At 70.4% G+C, this 16,664-nt stretch carries 20 protein-coding genes; 5 read left to right on the plus strand and 15 right to left on the minus strand.

Going from position 1 to position 16,664, the window contains the following annotated elements; genetic code table 11:
• Positions 1 to 76 precede the first annotated feature (76 nt).
• The 8 genes from ABXS86_RS05060 to dapA all read right to left on the minus strand — a co-directional run bounded on the left by ABXS86_RS05060 (position 77) and on the right by dapA (position 8,010).
• Positions 77 to 301, minus strand: coding sequence for a DUF3046 domain-containing protein (locus ABXS86_RS05060; RefSeq protein WP_144828300.1), 225 nt, complete (start codon positions 299 to 301; stop codon positions 77 to 79).
• A gap of 12 nt (positions 302 to 313) precedes the next feature.
• On the minus strand, positions 314 to 622 hold the full coding sequence (locus ABXS86_RS05065; protein ID WP_055957830.1) for a helix-turn-helix domain-containing protein: 309 nt from the start codon (positions 620 to 622) through the stop codon (positions 314 to 316).
• 170 nt (positions 623 to 792) lie between these two features.
• Positions 793 to 1,320 (minus strand): CinA family protein, encoded by a 528-nt coding sequence (locus ABXS86_RS05070; protein WP_353665822.1) that lies wholly within the window; start codon positions 1,318 to 1,320, stop codon positions 793 to 795.
• Positions 1,317 to 1,904, minus strand: coding sequence for a CDP-diacylglycerol--glycerol-3-phosphate 3-phosphatidyltransferase (gene pgsA / locus ABXS86_RS05075; protein ID WP_353665823.1), 588 nt, complete (start codon positions 1,902 to 1,904; stop codon positions 1,317 to 1,319). Before pgsA ends, ABXS86_RS05070 begins: the two co-directional genes overlap by 4 nt.
• Entirely contained in the window at positions 1,904 to 4,642 is a 2,739-nt protein-coding gene (locus ABXS86_RS05080) for an FtsK/SpoIIIE family DNA translocase (protein ID WP_353665824.1), read from the minus strand. The genes pgsA and ABXS86_RS05080 overlap by 1 nt, the downstream gene beginning before the upstream one ends.
• Before the next feature lie 50 nt (positions 4,643 to 4,692).
• Positions 4,693 to 5,184 carry a GNAT family N-acetyltransferase gene (locus ABXS86_RS05085; RefSeq protein ID WP_307210122.1) on the minus strand — a complete coding sequence of 164 codons (492 nt, stop codon included), beginning with the start codon at positions 5,182 to 5,184 and terminating at the stop codon, positions 4,693 to 4,695.
• A 95-nt stretch (positions 5,185 to 5,279) separates the two neighbouring features.
• Positions 5,280 to 6,956, minus strand: a complete 1,677-nt coding sequence (locus tag ABXS86_RS05090; protein ID WP_353665825.1) for a ribonuclease J — start codon at positions 6,954 to 6,956, stop codon at positions 5,280 to 5,282.
• A gap of 76 nt (positions 6,957 to 7,032) precedes the next feature.
• On the minus strand, positions 7,033 to 8,010 hold the full coding sequence (gene dapA, locus ABXS86_RS05095; protein WP_058232286.1) for a 4-hydroxy-tetrahydrodipicolinate synthase: 978 nt from the start codon (positions 8,008 to 8,010) through the stop codon (positions 7,033 to 7,035).
• Positions 8,011 to 8,105: 95 nt separating this feature from the next.
• On the opposite strand from dapA, the gene ABXS86_RS05100 reads away from it, so the two are divergent.
• Positions 8,106 to 8,642: an NUDIX hydrolase gene (locus ABXS86_RS05100; RefSeq protein WP_353665826.1), complete on the plus strand. Its 537-nt coding sequence runs from the start codon at positions 8,106 to 8,108 to the stop codon at positions 8,640 to 8,642.
• A 19-nt stretch (positions 8,643 to 8,661) separates the two neighbouring features.
• Here ABXS86_RS05100 and ABXS86_RS05105 read toward each other — a convergent pair whose 3' ends face one another.
• Genes ABXS86_RS05105 through ABXS86_RS05115 form a run of 3 tightly spaced genes read right to left on the minus strand, consistent with a single transcriptional unit; the run spans position 8,662 to position 10,725 of the window.
• On the minus strand, positions 8,662 to 9,417 hold the full coding sequence (locus ABXS86_RS05105) for an SDR family NAD(P)-dependent oxidoreductase (protein ID WP_353665827.1): 756 nt from the start codon (positions 9,415 to 9,417) through the stop codon (positions 8,662 to 8,664).
• Between the two features lies 1 nt (position 9,418).
• Positions 9,419 to 9,919 carry a dihydrofolate reductase gene (locus tag ABXS86_RS05110; RefSeq protein WP_353665828.1) on the minus strand — a complete coding sequence of 167 codons (501 nt, stop codon included), beginning with the start codon at positions 9,917 to 9,919 and terminating at the stop codon, positions 9,419 to 9,421.
• Positions 9,916 to 10,725, minus strand: a complete 810-nt coding sequence (locus tag ABXS86_RS05115) for a thymidylate synthase (protein WP_353665829.1) — start codon at positions 10,723 to 10,725, stop codon at positions 9,916 to 9,918. The genes ABXS86_RS05110 and ABXS86_RS05115 overlap by 4 nt, the downstream gene beginning before the upstream one ends.
• A 185-nt stretch (positions 10,726 to 10,910) precedes the next feature.
• On the opposite strand from ABXS86_RS05115, the gene ABXS86_RS05120 reads away from it, so the two are divergent.
• The 4 genes from ABXS86_RS05120 (at position 10,911) to ABXS86_RS05135 (ending at position 13,362) form a co-directional block, all read left to right on the plus strand.
• Complete coding sequence (locus ABXS86_RS05120) at positions 10,911 to 11,348, plus strand: TlpA family protein disulfide reductase (protein ID WP_353665830.1); 438 nt, start codon at positions 10,911 to 10,913, stop codon at positions 11,346 to 11,348.
• Positions 11,341 to 11,913, plus strand: coding sequence for a DUF4395 domain-containing protein (locus ABXS86_RS05125; protein WP_353665831.1), 573 nt, complete (start codon positions 11,341 to 11,343; stop codon positions 11,911 to 11,913). The genes ABXS86_RS05120 and ABXS86_RS05125 overlap by 8 nt, the downstream gene beginning before the upstream one ends.
• A 110-nt stretch (positions 11,914 to 12,023) precedes the next feature.
• A complete protein-coding gene (locus ABXS86_RS05130; protein ID WP_144828335.1) occupies positions 12,024 to 12,449 on the plus strand; it encodes an OsmC family peroxiredoxin in 426 nt (141 codons plus the stop codon).
• Positions 12,442 to 13,362 (plus strand): TIGR01777 family oxidoreductase, encoded by a 921-nt coding sequence (locus tag ABXS86_RS05135; RefSeq protein ID WP_353665832.1) that lies wholly within the window; start codon positions 12,442 to 12,444, stop codon positions 13,360 to 13,362. Before ABXS86_RS05130 ends, ABXS86_RS05135 begins: the two co-directional genes overlap by 8 nt.
• 197 nt (positions 13,363 to 13,559) lie before the next feature.
• On the opposite strand, the gene ABXS86_RS05140 is transcribed toward ABXS86_RS05135, so the two are convergent.
• The 4 genes from ABXS86_RS05140 to ABXS86_RS05155 form a co-directional block, all read right to left on the minus strand.
• A complete protein-coding gene (locus ABXS86_RS05140) occupies positions 13,560 to 14,012 on the minus strand; it encodes a hypothetical protein (protein ID WP_307210106.1) in 453 nt (150 codons plus the stop codon).
• Positions 14,009 to 14,821, minus strand: coding sequence for a 4-hydroxy-tetrahydrodipicolinate reductase (gene dapB, locus ABXS86_RS05145; protein WP_353665833.1), 813 nt, complete (start codon positions 14,819 to 14,821; stop codon positions 14,009 to 14,011). Before dapB ends, ABXS86_RS05140 begins: the two co-directional genes overlap by 4 nt.
• Before the next feature lie 58 nt (positions 14,822 to 14,879).
• Positions 14,880 to 15,482 (minus strand): histidine phosphatase family protein, encoded by a 603-nt coding sequence (locus tag ABXS86_RS05150; protein ID WP_307210102.1) that lies wholly within the window; start codon positions 15,480 to 15,482, stop codon positions 14,880 to 14,882.
• 77 nt (positions 15,483 to 15,559) lie between these two features.
• A complete protein-coding gene (locus ABXS86_RS05155; RefSeq protein WP_353665834.1) occupies positions 15,560 to 16,585 on the minus strand; it encodes an aldo/keto reductase in 1,026 nt (341 codons plus the stop codon).
• Between the last annotated feature and the right edge of the window lie 79 nt (positions 16,586 to 16,664).

Below are 16,664 nucleotides of genomic sequence, written 5' to 3' on the forward strand. Positions count from 1 at the left end.
GGAATCGAACGAAGATTCGATGACACGCCGACGTGAGCCAGCCGAGAACCGAACACCGGCGGGTCCGGCGTTTCGCTCACGAACGTCGAGGTTCGAGCCTGCCTACGCCGTAGCGCCGTTCGCGGGGAACATCGGTCTCTTCGCACAGGGCGAGCCACACGTCGCGTGGGTCGACGCCGGCGGCGAGGGCGTCGGCGCTGGTCCGTCCCCCCACAGCCGACAACACGAGGTCGGTCAGAAGCGACCCTCCGCGCGCCCCGAACTCGTCGGAGACGGCGCGATCGAACTCACTGCGACGCATGGCGGCGCCGACTCAGCGCAGCGAGAGCTCGGGCTCGACCGAGGCGACGAGTTCGTCGGGAACCACGTCGGGGAAGGTCTGCAGGCCCTCGAGAACCGAGAGACGGTCGCCGACCTGACGCATGATGGTGGAGATCGGAACATCGAGCGCTTCGGCGACGGAGGCGAGGATCTCGCTCGACGCCTCTTTCTGACCGCGCTCGACCTCGCTGAGGTAGCCCAGAGCAACGCTCGCCCGGCTGGCGACCTGGCGGAGGGTGCGCCCCTTCTGCTGGCGGAGGTCACGCAGGACTTCGCCGATCTCTTGACGAACCAGGATCATTTGGGGGCCCTCCTCACTGCTGATTCCGTCGCTGTCCGACTGGACAACTGAAAAACACCGTGTGGTCACCCTAACGCCGCGCGCTGTGGACAGGATGGGAATCGCTCAACGAAACCGCGATGTGACATCATTTGTTCCCCGCATTCAGCGTGGGGTTGGTGATGCCCTTCTCAGAGGGCCGCCAACGCTCTGCGCACGGCCAGATGAGCCGTCTCGCGGCGGATGCGATCTCGATCTCCGGCGATGACGAGCGAGTCGACTCGGGTGCCGAGCGGCGTCGACACCGCGATGTGCACGGTGCCGACCGGTTGGCCGTCTTGCTCGTCGGGACCCGCGACACCCGTGGTCGCGATGCCGACGTCGGCGGCGACGCCGTCGCGGCCCAGCACATCGCGCACGCCCCGAGCCATCTGCCGCGCCACGCGCGGATGTACCGCCCCGTGCGCGTCGAGCAGGGCCTGATCCACACCGAGCACCCCGTGCTTCAGGTCCGTGGCGTACGCGACCACTCCCCCGCGCACGACGCGGGAGGCGCCGGGAACGTCGACCAGCGACGAGACGACGAGCCCACCGGTCAGCGACTCGGCGACCGCGACTGTCCACCCGAGCTCGGCCAGCCGGTCGAGCAGCAGCGAAGCGCTCTCGAACGGCGTACGCACGACGGTCTCGTCGAGATCGTCGGGAACCCCGTCGATCATCGCGTGCCGCGCCGCTGACGCGCGGCGCGCACCTCGGTCACGATGTAGTCGATTCCGGAAGCGATGGTCAGCAGGACGGCGATCGTCATGGTGATGACGCCGGCCCACCACACGACGCCCATCCACACAGCGGAATCGGAGAAGGTCGCGAACGGGATCAACGCGATCGACAGCGCGACGGCCTGGGACACCGTCTTGAGCTTGCCCATCCACGCAGCGGCGAGCACGTGATCGCTGACGACGATGAAGCGGTAGACGGTGATGCCGATCTCGCGCACGAGCACGACGATCGTGATCCACCACGGCAGTTCGCCGAGGATCGAGAGCCCGACGAACGCGAGCCCCGTCAACGCCTTGTCGGCGATCGGGTCGAGCAGCTTGCCCAGGTCGCTGACGATGTTGTACTTGCGGGCGATGTAGCCGTCGATGCCGTCGGTCGCGATGGCGACGATGAACAGGATCGCCGCGGCCCACCGCAGACCGCCGTCGGCGCCCGCGTCGGCGAGGAGCAGCCACAGGAAGATCGGCGCGCAGATGATGCGCGCGATCGTGATCGCGTTGGGTAGTTGCGGGTGAACGGCCATCAGTCGCGTCCTGTCAGCTGCCAGGCGTCTTCGTTGCCCTCGTCGTCGTCGGCGTGGACGACGGGGAGACCCTCGAATTGCGCCTCGATCGGATCTTCACCGTAGCGGTCGTCGTCGCTCGCCGCGGGGGCGGCCGGGGGCGCATCGTCACCGCGCAGACGCGCCATGACGGCGGGCAGCTGCTCGTTGGTCACCAGCACGTCGCGCGCCTTCGAGCCCTCGGAGGGCCCGACGATCTCGCGGGACTCGAGGAGGTCCATGAGGCGGCCGGCCTTGGCGAACCCCACGCGCAGCTTGCGCTGCAGCATCGACGTCGACCCGAACTGCGTCGACACGACCAGCTCGGCGGCGGCGAGCAGCAGCTCGAGGTCGTCGCCGATGTCGGCGTCGATCTCTTTCTTCTCGGCCGTCGCCTGCACGTCGGAACGGTACTCGGGACGGGCTTGCTGGGTGACGTGGGCGACGACCTTCTCGATCTCCTGCTCGCTCACCCAGGCGCCCTGCACGCGGACGGCCTTCGAGGCGCCCATGGGCAGGAAGAGTCCGTCGCCCTGACCGATCAGGCGGTCGGCACCGGGCTGGTCGAGGATGACGCGCGAGTCGGTGACGCTGGTCACGGCGAAGGCGAGGCGGGACGGGACGTTCGCCTTGATGAGACCGGTGACGACGTCGACCGAGGGTCGCTGCGTGGCCAGCACCAGGTGGATGCCACTCGCTCGGGCGAGCTGGGTGATGCGGACGATCGAATCCTCGACGTCGCGCGGGGCGACCATCATGAGGTCGGCGAGCTCGTCGACGACCACCAGGAGGTAGGGGTAGGGCTTGAGCACCCGCTCGCTACCCGCCGGCAGCTTGATCTCGCCCGCTACGACCGCCCTGTTGAAGTCGTCGATGTGGCGGAAGCCGAACGAGGCGAGGTCGTCGTACCGCATGTCCATCTCTTTCACGACCCACTGCAGCGCCTCGGCGGCCTTCTTGGGGTTCGTGATGATGGGGGTGATCAGGTGCGGCACACCCGCGTACGACGTCAGCTCGACGCGCTTGGGGTCGATGAGCACCATGCGCACGTCGGAGGGCTTCGCCCGCATGAGCAGGCTCGTGATCATCGAGTTCACGAAGCTCGACTTACCCGAACCCGTGGAACCGGCCACGAGGAGGTGGGGCATCTTCGCGAGGTTGGCCACGACGAAGCCGCCGCCGACGTCTTTGCCGACGCCGATGGTCATCGGGTGCGTGGACGTCGTCGCGGCGTCCGAGCGGAGGATGTCTCCGAGCGTGACGATCTCGCGGTCGGCGTTGGGGATCTCGACGCCGATCGCGCTCTTGCCCGGGATGGGCGCGAGGATGCGGACCTCGTTCGAGGCGACGGCGTAGGCGATGTTGTTGGTCAGCGCGGTGATGCGCTCCACCTTCACGCCCGGGCCGACCTCGATCTCGTACTGCGTCACGGTCGGGCCCCGAGAGAAGCCGGTCACGCGGGCGTCGACCTTGAACTGCTCCATGACGCTCTCGATGGCCTTGACCACCGCGTCGTTCGCCGCGGACCGCGCCTTCGGCGGGGTGCCGGCAGCGAGGGCCGTGACGGCGGGCAGGCGGTAGTTCGCCGACGGCGGCGCACCCGCGGAGTCGCCCCCGAGTCCCGAGATGCCCGGGAGCTCCTCGTCGTGCGTCTCGAGCGGGGAATCGTCGTGGAGTCCGCGACCCGACACCGCGCCGGCCAGGGCGCTGGCGTCGAAGACCTCGGTGAGGGCGTCAGGCGTCGGCGGCACCGGAGGCGGGGTGGGAGCGTGCGTGCGCGGAGGGGCGGGCTCGGGTGCGACGACCGCCGACTCGAAACCTCCCACCGGCGTACCGGGCGACAGCAGCTCGGTGAGGTCGTCGGAGCCGAGGGACCCGTCGACGTCTTCTTCTCGACCCGACTTGTTGCGCCGCCACCACGGCAGCGACTTCTCGCCGGACTCTTCGTCTTCGTCGGCGGGGAGCACCTTGGTGGTTGCGGTGTCGTCACGTTCGACGCGCTCGGCCCCGAACATCCAGGCGTAGAGGTCGCCCAGCCGCCGCCCGATGCGGTTCGGCGGGGTCTTGGTGAGGATGAGCACGCTCAGCACGGCCAGCAGCGACAGGGCGATGTAGGCCCCGACATCGGTGAGGACGAGCGCGAGGGGCTCTCCGACGATCCATCCGGCGATGCCGCCGGCGGGGCTCAGGACCGGCGGACCGCCGGCGCTCGGAGCGGGACGACCGCCCGCCACGTGCAGGAAACCGGAGAGCACCACGACGAACAGCCCGAAGCCGATCCCGACGCGCCCGTTGTCGTGCACCGACGCGGGGTGACGGAAGAGCCAGCCCGCCAGCAGCAGCAGGAGGACGGGCAGGAAGAACGCCACCCGCCCGAAGAGCATGCCGAAGCTGTAGGCGCTGATGAGGGTCGCGGCATCCGTTCCGATGAAGAACCACTCGACGACGGCGCCGAGGACGGCGAGGACCACGAGGAAGAAGGGGAAGCCGTCGCGACGCTGGTCGCGCTCCAGGTTCTCGGGGCCGAACGCACGGAACATGCCGCCCACGCCGTGGGCCACCGCCATCCAGGCGCGCACCACCACAGCGGGCTTCTCGGGCTCGTCGACGTACCGTTTCGGGGCCGGGGCCGAGCGCTTCGGCGCGGGCGCCGCGGCCTTGGCGCGTGGCGACCCCTTCGCAGGGGCGCGACCGCCGGACGGTGAAGAGGTACGAGCCATTCCTCCACGGTAGGCCGGACCTCCGACATTCGCCCGTACCGACGCGGGGTTCAGCGCAGGCGCTTGGCCATGACGTCGCGACCGATCCCCCGCCGCACCACGGCGAATCCCTCCGACCTGTACAGCGAGACGGCGTAGTTGTCGCGCTCGACGCTGAGGCTGATGCGGGCGAAGCCTTGACTGCGGGCGTGGTCGTCGAGGCGCTGGAGCAGCGCCCTGCCCGCCCCGTGCGCGCGCCAGAGCGGACGCACGCCGATGATGAGCTCGGGCACCCCGGTGCCGATCCACCCGAAGCCGGGCTCGTCGCGCGGGAACATGCGGTACCAGGCGGCCCCCACCGGCTCGCCGCTCGGCGACTCCGCGACGAAGCCCGCGTCGCCCGGTCGCATCCACCCCGCGACGTAGCGCCGGTGGTCGGGGCTGCTCAGCACCTCGTGCCGGGGCCGGACGGCGCCCGCACGCCAGGTGGCGGCCTCGACCGTCATGTCGGCGAGGAAGGCGCCGTCGGAGGCGATCGCCGCGCGGATCGGGAGACCGGGCATGCCCGCATGATAGCGAGCGTCGACGCCGAGCGGGGGCCGGGAACGACGAAGCGCCGCGGGCGGACCCGCGGCGCTTCGTGAGGCGATGTCGGCGCTCAGGCCTCGATGACCATCGGAACGATCATGGGCCGGCGACGCAGCGACTGGTTGACCCAGCGGCCGATCACGCGACGTACGACCTGCGAGAGCGCGTGGTTGTCGCGGACACCCGACGTGGCGGCCTCGGCGAGGGCCGCGGCGATCTTGGGCTTGACGCTGTCGAAGACCTTGTCGTCCTCGGCGACACCGCGCGCGTGGATGTCGGGGCCGGACACGATCTTGCCGGTCGCCGAATCGACGACGACGATGACCGAGATGAAGCCCTCTTCGCCGAGGATGCGGCGGTCTTTGAGGTCGGCATCCGTGATCTCGCCCACCGACGAACCGTCGACGTACACGAAGCCGATGTCGACCTGCCCGACGACCTTGGCGACGCCGTCGCGCAGGTCGACGACGGTGCCGTTCTCGCCGAGGATCGTGTTCTCCTCCGGAATGCCGGTCTCACGCGCGAGCTTCGCGTTCGCCATCAGGTGGCGGTACTCGCCGTGCACGGGGAGGACGTTCTTCGGCTTGAGGATGTTGTAGCAGTACAGCAGCTCCCCGGCTGCGGCGTGACCCGAGACGTGCACCTTGGCGTTGCCCTTGTGCACGACGGTCGCGCCGAGCTTGGTGAGCCCGTCGATCACGCGGTAGATCGCATTCTCGTTTCCGGGGATCTGGCTGGATGCCAGGATGATCGTGTCGCCCTCGCCCGGTTCGATCGCGTGGTCGAGGTTGGCCATGCGGCTGAGCACGGCCATCGGCTCGCCCTGCGAACCGGTCGACATGTAGACGATCTTGTCGTCGGGCAGGTCGCGCGCCTTCTTGTAGTCGATAAGGACGCCCTCGGGCACGTTGAGGTAGCCGAGGTCGGCGGCGATGCCCATGTTGCGCACCATGCTGCGGCCGAGGAGCGCGACGCGGCGGCCGTTCGCGTGAGCGGCGTCGAGCACCTGCTGCACGCGGTGCACGTGGCTCGAGAAGCTTGCCACCACCACGCGGCGCGGCGCCTTGGCGATCACCTGGTCGAGCACCGGGCCGATGCCCCGCTCGGTGGGCGTGAAGCCGGGCACGTCGGCGTTGGTGGAGTCGACCAGGAACAGGTCGACTCCCTCTTCGCCGAGACGCGCGAAGGCGCGGAGGTCGGTGATGCGACCGTCGAGCGGCAGTTGGTCCATCTTGAAGTCGCCGGTGGCGAGCACGAGGCCCGCAGGCGTGCGGATCGCGACGGCGAGGGCATCGGGGATGGAGTGGTTGACGGCGATGAACTCGAGGTCGAAGGGCCCGACCTTCTCGTGCTGTCCCTCCTTCACCGTCAGCGTGTAGGGACGGATGCGGTGCTCTTTGAGCTTCGCCTCGATGAGGGCGAGCGTGAGGCCCGAGCCGATGAGGGGGATGTCGCCCTTGAGCTTGAGCAGGTAGGGCACGGCGCCGATGTGGTCTTCGTGGCCGTGGGTGAGCACGACGCCGACGATGTCGTCGAGGCGGTGCTTGATCGGCTCGAAGTCGGGCAGGATCAGGTCGACGCCGGGCTGGTGCTCCTCGGGGAACAGCACGCCGCAGTCGACGACGAGGAGCTTGCCCTCGTACTCGAACACGGTCATGTTGCGACCGACTTCGCCGAGGCCACCGAGCGGGATGACGCGGAGGGTGCTGGCGGCGAGCGCGGGCGGGTCGAACGGGGTAGTGGGCATATGAGCCTCCTCGGATGCCGCCTCGCGGCATCCCTTCGTGTGGCGTCCCAGGCCGCGGTTCGGCGGACGCCGATGCTTATCTCGTGGTGCCGTGCACCTTCGGCAGGGCACCGCCGGCGGCCGCGTTGCGGTCGGGGCGGAAGTTGGAGAAGTCGGCGCCGGCCACGTTCTTCACGAGGGCCAGCTCGTCTTCGATGACAGCGGCTTCCCACTCCTCCGGCCCGACGAGGGGCAGGCGGACGCGGGGGCTGCCGATGCGGCCGAGGCCGTGCAGGATGTACTTCGCAGCGACGGTGCCGGGCACGTGGGTCATGACGGCGCGCACGAGCGGCTCGAGACCCTTGTGCGCGGCGGTGGCCGAGGCGAGGTCACCGGCGTTCACGGCGTCGACGATGGTGCGGTAGGGCGCGGCGGCGATGTTGGCGGTCACCCCGATGAGGCCGGAGGCCCCAATCGACAGGTGCGGCAGCACGTTGGCGTCGTCGCCGGAGAAGTACATGAGGTCGGTCTGGTTGAGCACGCGGCTGACCTCGCTGAAGTCGCCCTTGGCGTCTTTGATCGCGAGGATGTTGGGGTGCTTGGCCAGGCGCAGGATCGTCTCGTACTTGATGGGCACACCGGTGCGGCCGGGGATGTCGTAGAGGATGACCGGCAGGTCGGTCGCGTCGGCGACCAGGCGGAAGTGCGTCAGGATGCCGGCCTGCGTGGGCTTGTTGTAGTACGGCGTGACGATCATGATGCCGTCGGCGCCGGCCTTCTCGCTGGCCTTGTAGAGCTCGATGGCGTGCGCGGTCTCGTTCGAGCCGCCGCCGGTGATGATCTTCGCGCGACCGGCCGACACGCTCTTACCGACCTCGACGAGACGCAGCTTCTCGGGGTCGGTGAGGGTGGAGGTCTCGCCCGTCGTGCCCGTGACGACGATGCCGTCGGCCCCGGCGGTGATGACGTCATCGATGTGCTTCTCGGTGGCGGGCCAATCGACTTCGCCGTCGGCGGTCATCGGGGTGATGAGCGCGACGAGCACCTGACCGAAGGGATTGCCGGAGTGCGTCATGCTCCCAGGGTATCGGTTCGCGAAGGTCGGCCCTCGGCGTCGTCCACAGCATCGGTGAACAATCCGTGACACGGGCCGCGTCCTAGGGTGGCGTCATGGCCTGGACCACCCGCGCGTCGCGCACCGTCTACGAGAACCGCTGGATCCACGTGCGCGAAGACGAGGTGACCGGCCCTCACGGCGACGGCATCTACGGCGTGGTGCGGATGCAGCATCCGGCGGTGTTCGTCGTGGCCCTCGACGAGGAGGATCGCGTCTGCCTCGTCGAGCTCGAGCGCTACACGACGGGGCGCTCGCTCGAGGTCCCCGCGGGCGGCTCCGACGGCGAGGATCCGCTGGTGGCCGCGAAGCGCGAGCTGCTCGAAGAGACCGGGGTCTCGGCATCCGAATGGATCCCCCTCGGCCGGATGAACGCCCTCAACGGCATCGCCGACGCCCCCGAGCACGTCTTCCTCGCGAGGGGACTGAAGACGACGGATGCCACGCAGTCGCAGTCCGAGGAGGGCATCGACGCGGTGCGCTGGGTGCCGTTCGCCGAGGCGCTCGCCCTCGTGGCCGACGGCACGATCGCCGACGGCGAGACGATCGGCGCGCTCGCTCTGGCCGGGATCCGGCTCGGCCGCTTCCGCTGAGCCGCGTGCGTCCGCGTGGTCAGCGCCCGCGCGACGCCGCGGCGACCACCACCGCGTCGGGCAGCAGCCGCGATGCGGCGACAAGCGTCTTGTAGCGCCACGACGGGACCGACACCGACCGACCACGGGCCGCGTCGCGCAGCCCCTCGCGCACGACGGTGGCGGCGTCGAGCCACATGCCGTTCGGCACGCCCTCCTGCCCCGGCGGCAGCCCGAGGCGGGCGTGGAAGTCGGTGTGCACGAACCCCGGGCACACCGCGGTGACGGTGACGCCGCGCGGCGCGTAGACGACGTTCGCCCACCTGCTGAACGAGATGAGCCAGCTCTTGACCGCGCCGTAGGTGCCGCGCGGCACGAACCCGGCCACCGACGCGACGTTGACGACGCGCCCGCTCCCCCGCTCGAGCATCGCGGGCAGGGCGGCGTGCATGAGCCTCATCGCCGCCTCGACGTGCAGACGCAGGTGCCGCACCTCGTCGTCGACGGCGTTCTTCTCGAAGGCGAGATCGAGGCCGAAGCCCGCGTTATTGACGAGCACGTCGATCCCTCCGGCCGCCAGGCGCTGCTCGACGGTCGCGAGCGCGTCGGCGTCGAGCAGGTCGGCCGCGAGCACCTCGACATCGACGCCGTGCGCCTCGCGAATTTCCGCGGCGACCTCGTCGAGCGCCGCGCGAGCGCGCGCCACGAGCACGAGCCCCGCTCCCCGCGCGGCGAGCTGCCGGGCGAACTCGGCGCCGAGGCCCGAGCTCGCTCCCGTGATGAGCGCGGTGGCCATGTCACTCCCCCGGTCGGCGGTACGTCTCGAAGCGATACCGGATGCCGCTGCGCGAGGTGTGCCAGCCCTCTTCGGGGTCGGCCGCGACCCGGTTCCACCCCTCCGTCGAGGGGGCGCGCGTGTCGCCGTCGACGGTGACGTCGAGACGGGTGACCTCGAGCAGGTCGGCGCGACCGATCGCGGCGGCGTAGAGCATGCCTCCGCCGATCACCCAGACCTCGTCGCCCGTGGTGAGCGCGAGGGCCTCGTCGAGCGAACCGGCGCGTTTGGCGCCCTCGTCCGCCCACTCCGTGGAGCGCGTCACCACGATGTTGCGCCGACCGGGCAGGGGGCGGAATCGCGGCGGGAGCGACTCCCAGGTGCGACGCCCCATGACGACCTCGGCCGATCCGGTGACCTCGCGGAAGTGGGCCATGTCTTCGGGCACGCGCCATGGCATCGCGCCGTCGGCGCCGATCACGCCGTCGTGGGCTTCCGCCCAGACGAGGCCGACGGTGGTCATACCGCGACGGCTCCGCGGATCGCTGGGTGGTGCTGGTAGTCCTCGACGAGGATGTCGTCGTAGGTGTAGTCGAAGATCGACACGGGCGTGCGGGCGAAGCGCAGCGTCGGGTACGGGTAGGGGTCGCGCGTGAGCTGCTCGGCGACCTGCTCGCGGTGGTTGTCGTAGACGTGGCAGTCGCCGCCGGTCCAGACGAACTCTCCGGGCTCGAGCCCGGTCTGCTGCGCCACCATGAGCGTCAGCAGGGCGTACGAGGCGATGTTGAACGGCACGCCGAGGAACATGTCGGCGCTGCGCTGGTACAGCTGGCACGACAGCTTGCCGTCGGCGACGTAGAACTGGAACAGCGCGTGGCAGGGCGCCAGCGCCATATCGGGGATGTCGGCCGGGTTCCAGGCCGACACGATGAGCCGACGCGAGTCGGGATCGCGACGGATCTGCTCGATGACCTGCGAGATCTGGTCGATCGTGCCGCCGTCGGAGGTGGGCCACGAACGCCACTGCACGCCGTACACGGGTCCGAGTTCGCCGTCGGCATCCGCCCACTCGTCCCAGATGGTGACGCCGTTGTCCTTCAACCACGACACGTTCGACTCACCGCGCAGAAACCACAGCAGTTCGTAGACGATCGACTTCAGGTGCACGCGCTTGGTCGTGATGAGGGGAAACCCCTCGGCGAGATCGAAGCGGATCTGTCGACCGAACACGCTCGTCGTGCCCGTTCCGGTGCGATCGGACTTGTGCACGCCGGTGGCGAGCACGTCGCGGAGCAGGTCTTCGTAGGGCGTCGGGATCTCTGCGGTCACGGCCCTCACGATACCCGGGTGCGGGCCGGCGACGGGGCTCGCGGCTCGATCCGTGCAGAGCGCGCTGCGAGTCGCCGCTGGGGAGGACGGGTACCCGGTACCCGGCAAGACAGGGCGCCCCGCATCGCCGTCATGTGGGGACTCATCGGCCCCTCCCCCGCCGGCGCGCATTAGCGTTGTCGCTCGTGGAACCGATCGTCGCCCTCCTCCTGCTCGTGGCGCTCGTCGCCGTGACGACGGTGATCGGTCTGGTCGTGCGCCATCGTCAGGGCCGAGCAAGGGCCGTCGACTCCGTCGAGATCGTCGACCCGCAGCGACTGGGAGTGGACGCGCTCGGGGGCGAGGCCACCCTGCTGCAGTTCAGCACCGAGATGTGCTCGCGCTGCCCCGGTGTGCACCGGATGCTGTCCGACGTCGCCGGCACCCGTGACGGCGTCCGTCACCTCGACGTCGACCTCACCCATCGGCCCGACATCGCCCAGCACTTCCGCGTGCTGCAGACGCCCACGACCCTCGTGCTCGACCGCCGCGGAATCGTGCGCACGCGCTTCGGCGGCGTTCCCTCCCGCGACGTCGTCGAACGCGAACTCGACACCCTGCAGAAGGAGTCCACCCGTGCCTGACGTGTCGCGCATCGACGCCCGCGGCCCCCGCTTCGCGGCATCCATCACCGCCGTTCTCCTGCTGGTGGCCACCGCCCTCGCTCTCGTCGGTATCTCGACCCAGCGCGGCGCCATCGGATGGTTCGCCTACCAGCCGCTCGCGCAGGAGCGCTTCGCGCCCGAGAGCTGGATCGTGCAGCAGGTCTCTCCGCTCGACCGCGCCGCCGACCCCGGCTTCCTGCTGGTGCTCGTGATCGCCGCGCTGTTCGTGTGGGGCGTCGTCTCTCCCCGCACCGCGCCGTGGGGCGTGCTGTACCGCCGCGTGGTGCAGCCTCGACTGGCTGCTCCCACCGAGTTCGAAGACCCGCGCCCGCCGCGCTTCGCCCAGGGCGTCGGTCTGTTCGTCACCGCGGTGGGACTGCTCCTGCACCTCGCCGGCGTCCCCTGGGCGCTGCCGATCGCCGCGGCCATGGCCTTCGTCGCGGCGTTCCTGAACGCGGTGTTCGGGCTGTGCCTCGGATGCCAGCTGTACCTCGTGCTGCAGCGTGCCGGCCTCGTCGGTCGGCGCGGTCCGGCCGCCGCCTGACCGGCGAGTTTACGAAGGGGCTGTCAAGTCCCGCCGGGTGTCGGATGCCCTCGTTAGGCTGGCCGCGTCGCGGTCGCCCCTGACCGTCGCGGACACTATCGGAGGTTCCCATGGCCGTCACGAGCGAAGCCACCACCGCCTGGAAGGGCAGCCTGTTCGAGGGATCGGGTGAGGTCACCTTCACCTCGTCGGGCATCGGCACGTTCGACGTGAACTGGAAGGCCCGCAGCGAAGGCTCCAGCTCGGTCACAACGCCCGAAGAGCTCCTCGCCGGCGCGCACTCGTCGTGCTTCAGCATGGCTCTTTCCAACGCCCTCGCCGACAACGGCACCCCGCCCGAGTCGGTCGACGCCACCGCGTCGGTGACCTTCAAGCCCGGCACAGGCATCACCGGCAGCCACCTGAACGTCAACGCCGTCGTGCCCGGACTCGACGACGAGACCTTCCAGAAGATCGCCGCCGACGCCAAGGCCAACTGCCCCGTCTCGCAGGCGCTGACGGGCATCGAGATCACCCTCGAGGCCACGCTTGCCTGAGACTCCCGCCCGACGCGTCGTCCTCGCCGGCGCGTCGGGCCTCATCGGCTCGGCCCTCGCCGACTCGCTGCGCGCGGACGGCGTCGAGGTCACCTCGCTCGTGCGTCACACCCCCACCGGGTCGCACGAAGTGCAGTGGATGAAAGACGCGGCGCCTCTCGACCCCGAGGTGCTGGCGGGGGCGGATGCCGTGGTGTGCCTGAACGGCGCATCGATCGGGCGCTTCCCGTGGACGCCGTCGTACAAGAGCACGCTGCTGTGGTCGCGCATCACGCCGACACGCACGCTCGCCGCCGCCGTCCGGGCGCTCGGTACCGACGCCCCCGCGCTGATCAACGCCAGCGCGACGGGGTACTACGGATCCCAGCCCGGCGCGGTGCTCACCGAGACCTCGAAGCGCGGCTCGGGCCTGCTCGCCGACATCTGCGTCGACTGGGAGGCCGCCGCCCGCGAGGCCGGCGACCACGCCCGCGTGGCCATGCTGCGCACGGCCCCGGTCGTCCACGAGCAGGGAGTGCTCAAGCCCCTGCTGCTGCTCACCAAGCTCGGTGTGTCCGGTCCGATCGGTCGCGGCACCCAGGTGTGGCCGTGGATCTCGCTCGACGACGAGGTGCGCGCCATCCGCCACGTCATCGATTCCGACATCGCCGGTCCTGTGAACCTCACCGGACCCACGCGGGCAACGGCGAACGATCTGGGCTTCGCGCTCGCACGACGCATGAACAGGCCCTACGCCCTGCGCGCCCCGATCTTCGCGGTCAAGCTCGCGCTCGGAAAAGACGCCACCGAGGCCCTCCTCACCTCCGACGCCGACGTCAAGCCGTCGGTCCTTAAGAAGAGCGGCTTCACGTTCACCCACCGCACCGTCGAAGAGGCCGTGGCCTCGGCGGTTCCGGCGCACGACGCCGCGTGACGGCGGCGAGGGCGGCCCGAATCGGGTCGCCCTCGCTGCAGCTGGACTGACCTCCGCGTCAGGGCCGACCTCGAGCCCCGTCTCGCCGACGGCTGCACGGCGCGACGAGACCGTGAGATCTCCGCACTCCGCACCCGCGTGCTGCACGGCACGTCCACCGCGCTGGACCCCGCGCGGCCGGTGCGTCGGGCGTCGCGTCAGGCCGCGCGGCGCTCGGCGGTCTCGAGCCGCACCGCGGTGCGCACCGCGTCGCGCGCGCGGCGGCGGTCGCCCGCAGCGTCGTACGCCAGAGCCAGTCGGTAGCGCGCACGCCAGTCGTCGGGGTGCGCCTCCACGTCGGCCCGGTACCGGGGGAAGAGGGCGTCGCCGTCGGCACGCTCGATCCGACCGCTCGGACGCACGGGCAGATCCTCGTCGGGAAGCCCTCCCTCGGCGTCGAGCCGTTCGCCCAGCTGCTGCGCCCGCACGCCGAACCAGAGCTCGCGGCCGATCGCCCAGAGCGCCAGCAACGGCAGCACGAGCAGCGCCACGCCCATGACCACGCCAATGGTCTCTCCGCTGCCGAGCAGCACGATGGCGCGCTGTCCGGCGAGCACGACGTACATCAGCAGGAGCACCGTCATCACGGCGACGGCGACGCGGACCTTCATGCGCTCGTGACGCTCGCGACCTGACCCGACACGTCGCCGTCGGCGACGGGCGCCTCCGCCTTCGCGGGGCGGGTGCGCACGCCGATGTCGATGAAGCTGTCGAGGCCGACGACGACGCCGCGCGTCTCCCGCGCCGCCGCGAGGGCGATGCGGATGCCGGGGGCGTACGCCGCCTTCGGGTCGATGGTGTCGTGCACGATCGTGAGCGACTCCCCCGCTCCCGAGAGCACTGTCTCCTGCCGGGCGACGACGCCCGGCCGCCGCAGCGAGTGGATGGGCACCGAGGCCACGCGCTGCCCGCGGGCGCGCTGGTCGACGTGGGGCGACTCCACCGGGCCGACGTCGGCGCGGGCGGCGGAGATGAGCTCGGCGGTGCGCACGGCGGTACCGCTGGGCGAATCCACCTTCGTCTCGCGGTGCGCCTCGATGATCTCGATCGAGGGGAAGAACGGCGCTGCGGCGGCCGCGAGGGCGGTGCCGATCACCGAGCCGAGGGAGAAGTTGGGGATGAAGACGACCCCCGTACCGCTGGCCTCGACGAGCGGGCGCACGAGGGCGATGCGCTCGTTCGACCACCCCGAGGTGCCCACCAGCACATTGATCTTGCGGTCGACGGCCGCGCGCACGACGTCGATCGACACGGCGGGCGTCGAGGCGTCCACGACGAGGTCGGCCCCGTCGAGCTCGCTCATCTCCGACTTCGAGGTCAGGACAGCGACGACCTCGTAGCCGTCCTCGGCATCGACCACCTCGCGGATCACCCCGCCGAGCTTGCCGGTCCCGCCCACGATGGCCACGCGTGTCGTCATGCCTCCAGCCTAGGCGCGGTGAGGCATGCGGACTCCGCCCGATCGGCGGACGCGCCGCTCAGACGGGCAGCGGGTCGGGAAGCCCCGTGCGCAGCTCGACCGGTAGGTGGGCCAGGTCGTTGTGCGACATCAGCGTCCAGGGGCGGCCCTTCTTCTGTGCGATGACGGTGAGACCGCAGTAGGCCTGGTTGATCGTCATCCACCGCCAGTCGGGGGCCTGCAGCACCTCGCGGACGAACCACGAGATGACGAAGTTGTGCGTGATGACCAGCTCGTGCACTTCGCCCGCTTTGCGCGCGAGGAACTCCGCCGTGGCGTCGGCCATCTGCGCGCGTCCGGCCTCGATCTCGGCATCCGTCACCGAACCAAAGAAGGGCTCGTAGGCCGCGGGCGTCTCGGGCGTCATGCCCGTCGGGATGCAGTCGAACAGCAGGGCCGAGGACTCCGGCGCCACCGACGGAAGGCGTTCGGCGACGGCGCGCGCGGTCTGCGCGGCGCGCTCGAGGGGCGAGTGCCAGACGGCGTCGAGGGGAAGACCCGACAGGCGGTCGGCCAGCAGAGCCGCCTGTCGCTGGCCCCGCGGAGAGAGGGGGCCGTCGGTGAGTCCGTGCTCGGCGTCTTGGTGCTCGCCATGGCGCACCAGGTAGATGTAGTGCGTCACGTCAGCTCACTTCGTCGTCGATCTGCCGTCCCCCGGCCGGTCCTTCCAGCCTACGTCACACCCCGACGAGGGGGCGGTCACTCGGCGGCGCGGGCGATATCCGACAGATGCGCGCGGCTCAGGCGCACCCCGACGGCCCGCATGCATTCGACCACGTGCCGCGGTGCGAAGGCGTTGACGATCGGGGCGGTGACGACCTTCTGCGCGAGCAGCCAGGCGACCGCCACAGCGGCATCCGGGATTCCGAGCTCGCTGCCCACCGCGTCGAGGGCGCGCAGCACGCGCGAGCCGCGACGGTTCAGGTGCGCGGCGACCTGCGTTCCGCGCACCGACTGCGTCGACTGCCCGCGGGTGCGCGTCTCGCCGGCGAGGAACCCGTGCGCGAGGGGATGCGACGGCGTCACCGCCATGTTCTGCGCCTGAGCGATCAATCGCACGTCGCCGTCGAACTCCGCGCGCCGCAGCACGTTGTACGGCACGTCGAGCACGGTGATGCGGGGGTAGCCGGCGGACGAGAGGATGCGGGCCTCGACGAGCTGCGCGGCCGAGTAGCCGTGGGCGCCGATCGCCCGCACCTTGCCGGATTCGACCAGCCACTCGCTCGTCGCGAGGGTGTCTTCGAGCATCGCGGCGTCACCGCGCACGGCGTCGAGCGACAGCACGTCGATGCGGTCGGTGCCCAGGCGCGTCAGCGAGGCCTCGACCGCACGCACCAGGTTGACCGAGTCGAGTCCGGGGTTGTCGGGGTGGCTGCCCACGCGCACGGTCAGCACGACCTCGTCGCGCGCCCGACGGCTGCGCAGCCATTCGCCGATGATGAACTCGCTGCGCCCCGCGGCGTAGCTGTCAGCGGTGTGCAGGGCGTTGCCCCCGAGCTCGGCGTAGGTGTCGAGGATCTCGTGGCTCGCGCGCGCATCGACGTTCCAGCCGAACTCTCCACCGCCGAGGAACATCGGGAAGACCTCGAAGCCGCTCTCACCCAGGGGCACGCGGACGTGCGAGCCGAGGCCGGGGCCCTGCAGGGTGATGGGGGTCGACGGATGCGGGGCTCGATCGCGTCGCAGGCGCGGCGTGGCCGTCTCATCGACGCCTGAGCCGCTCATGGCGAGATCCCCTCTCCGCGGCGCCGGGTCGACGGTACGGATGACCCGTATCATCACGCCCCCCGACGTACTTCCGAGG

The organism is Microbacterium sp. che218 (genome assembly GCF_040436305.1).
Lineage (GTDB): Bacteria > Actinomycetota > Actinomycetes > Actinomycetales > Microbacteriaceae > Microbacterium > Microbacterium algihabitans.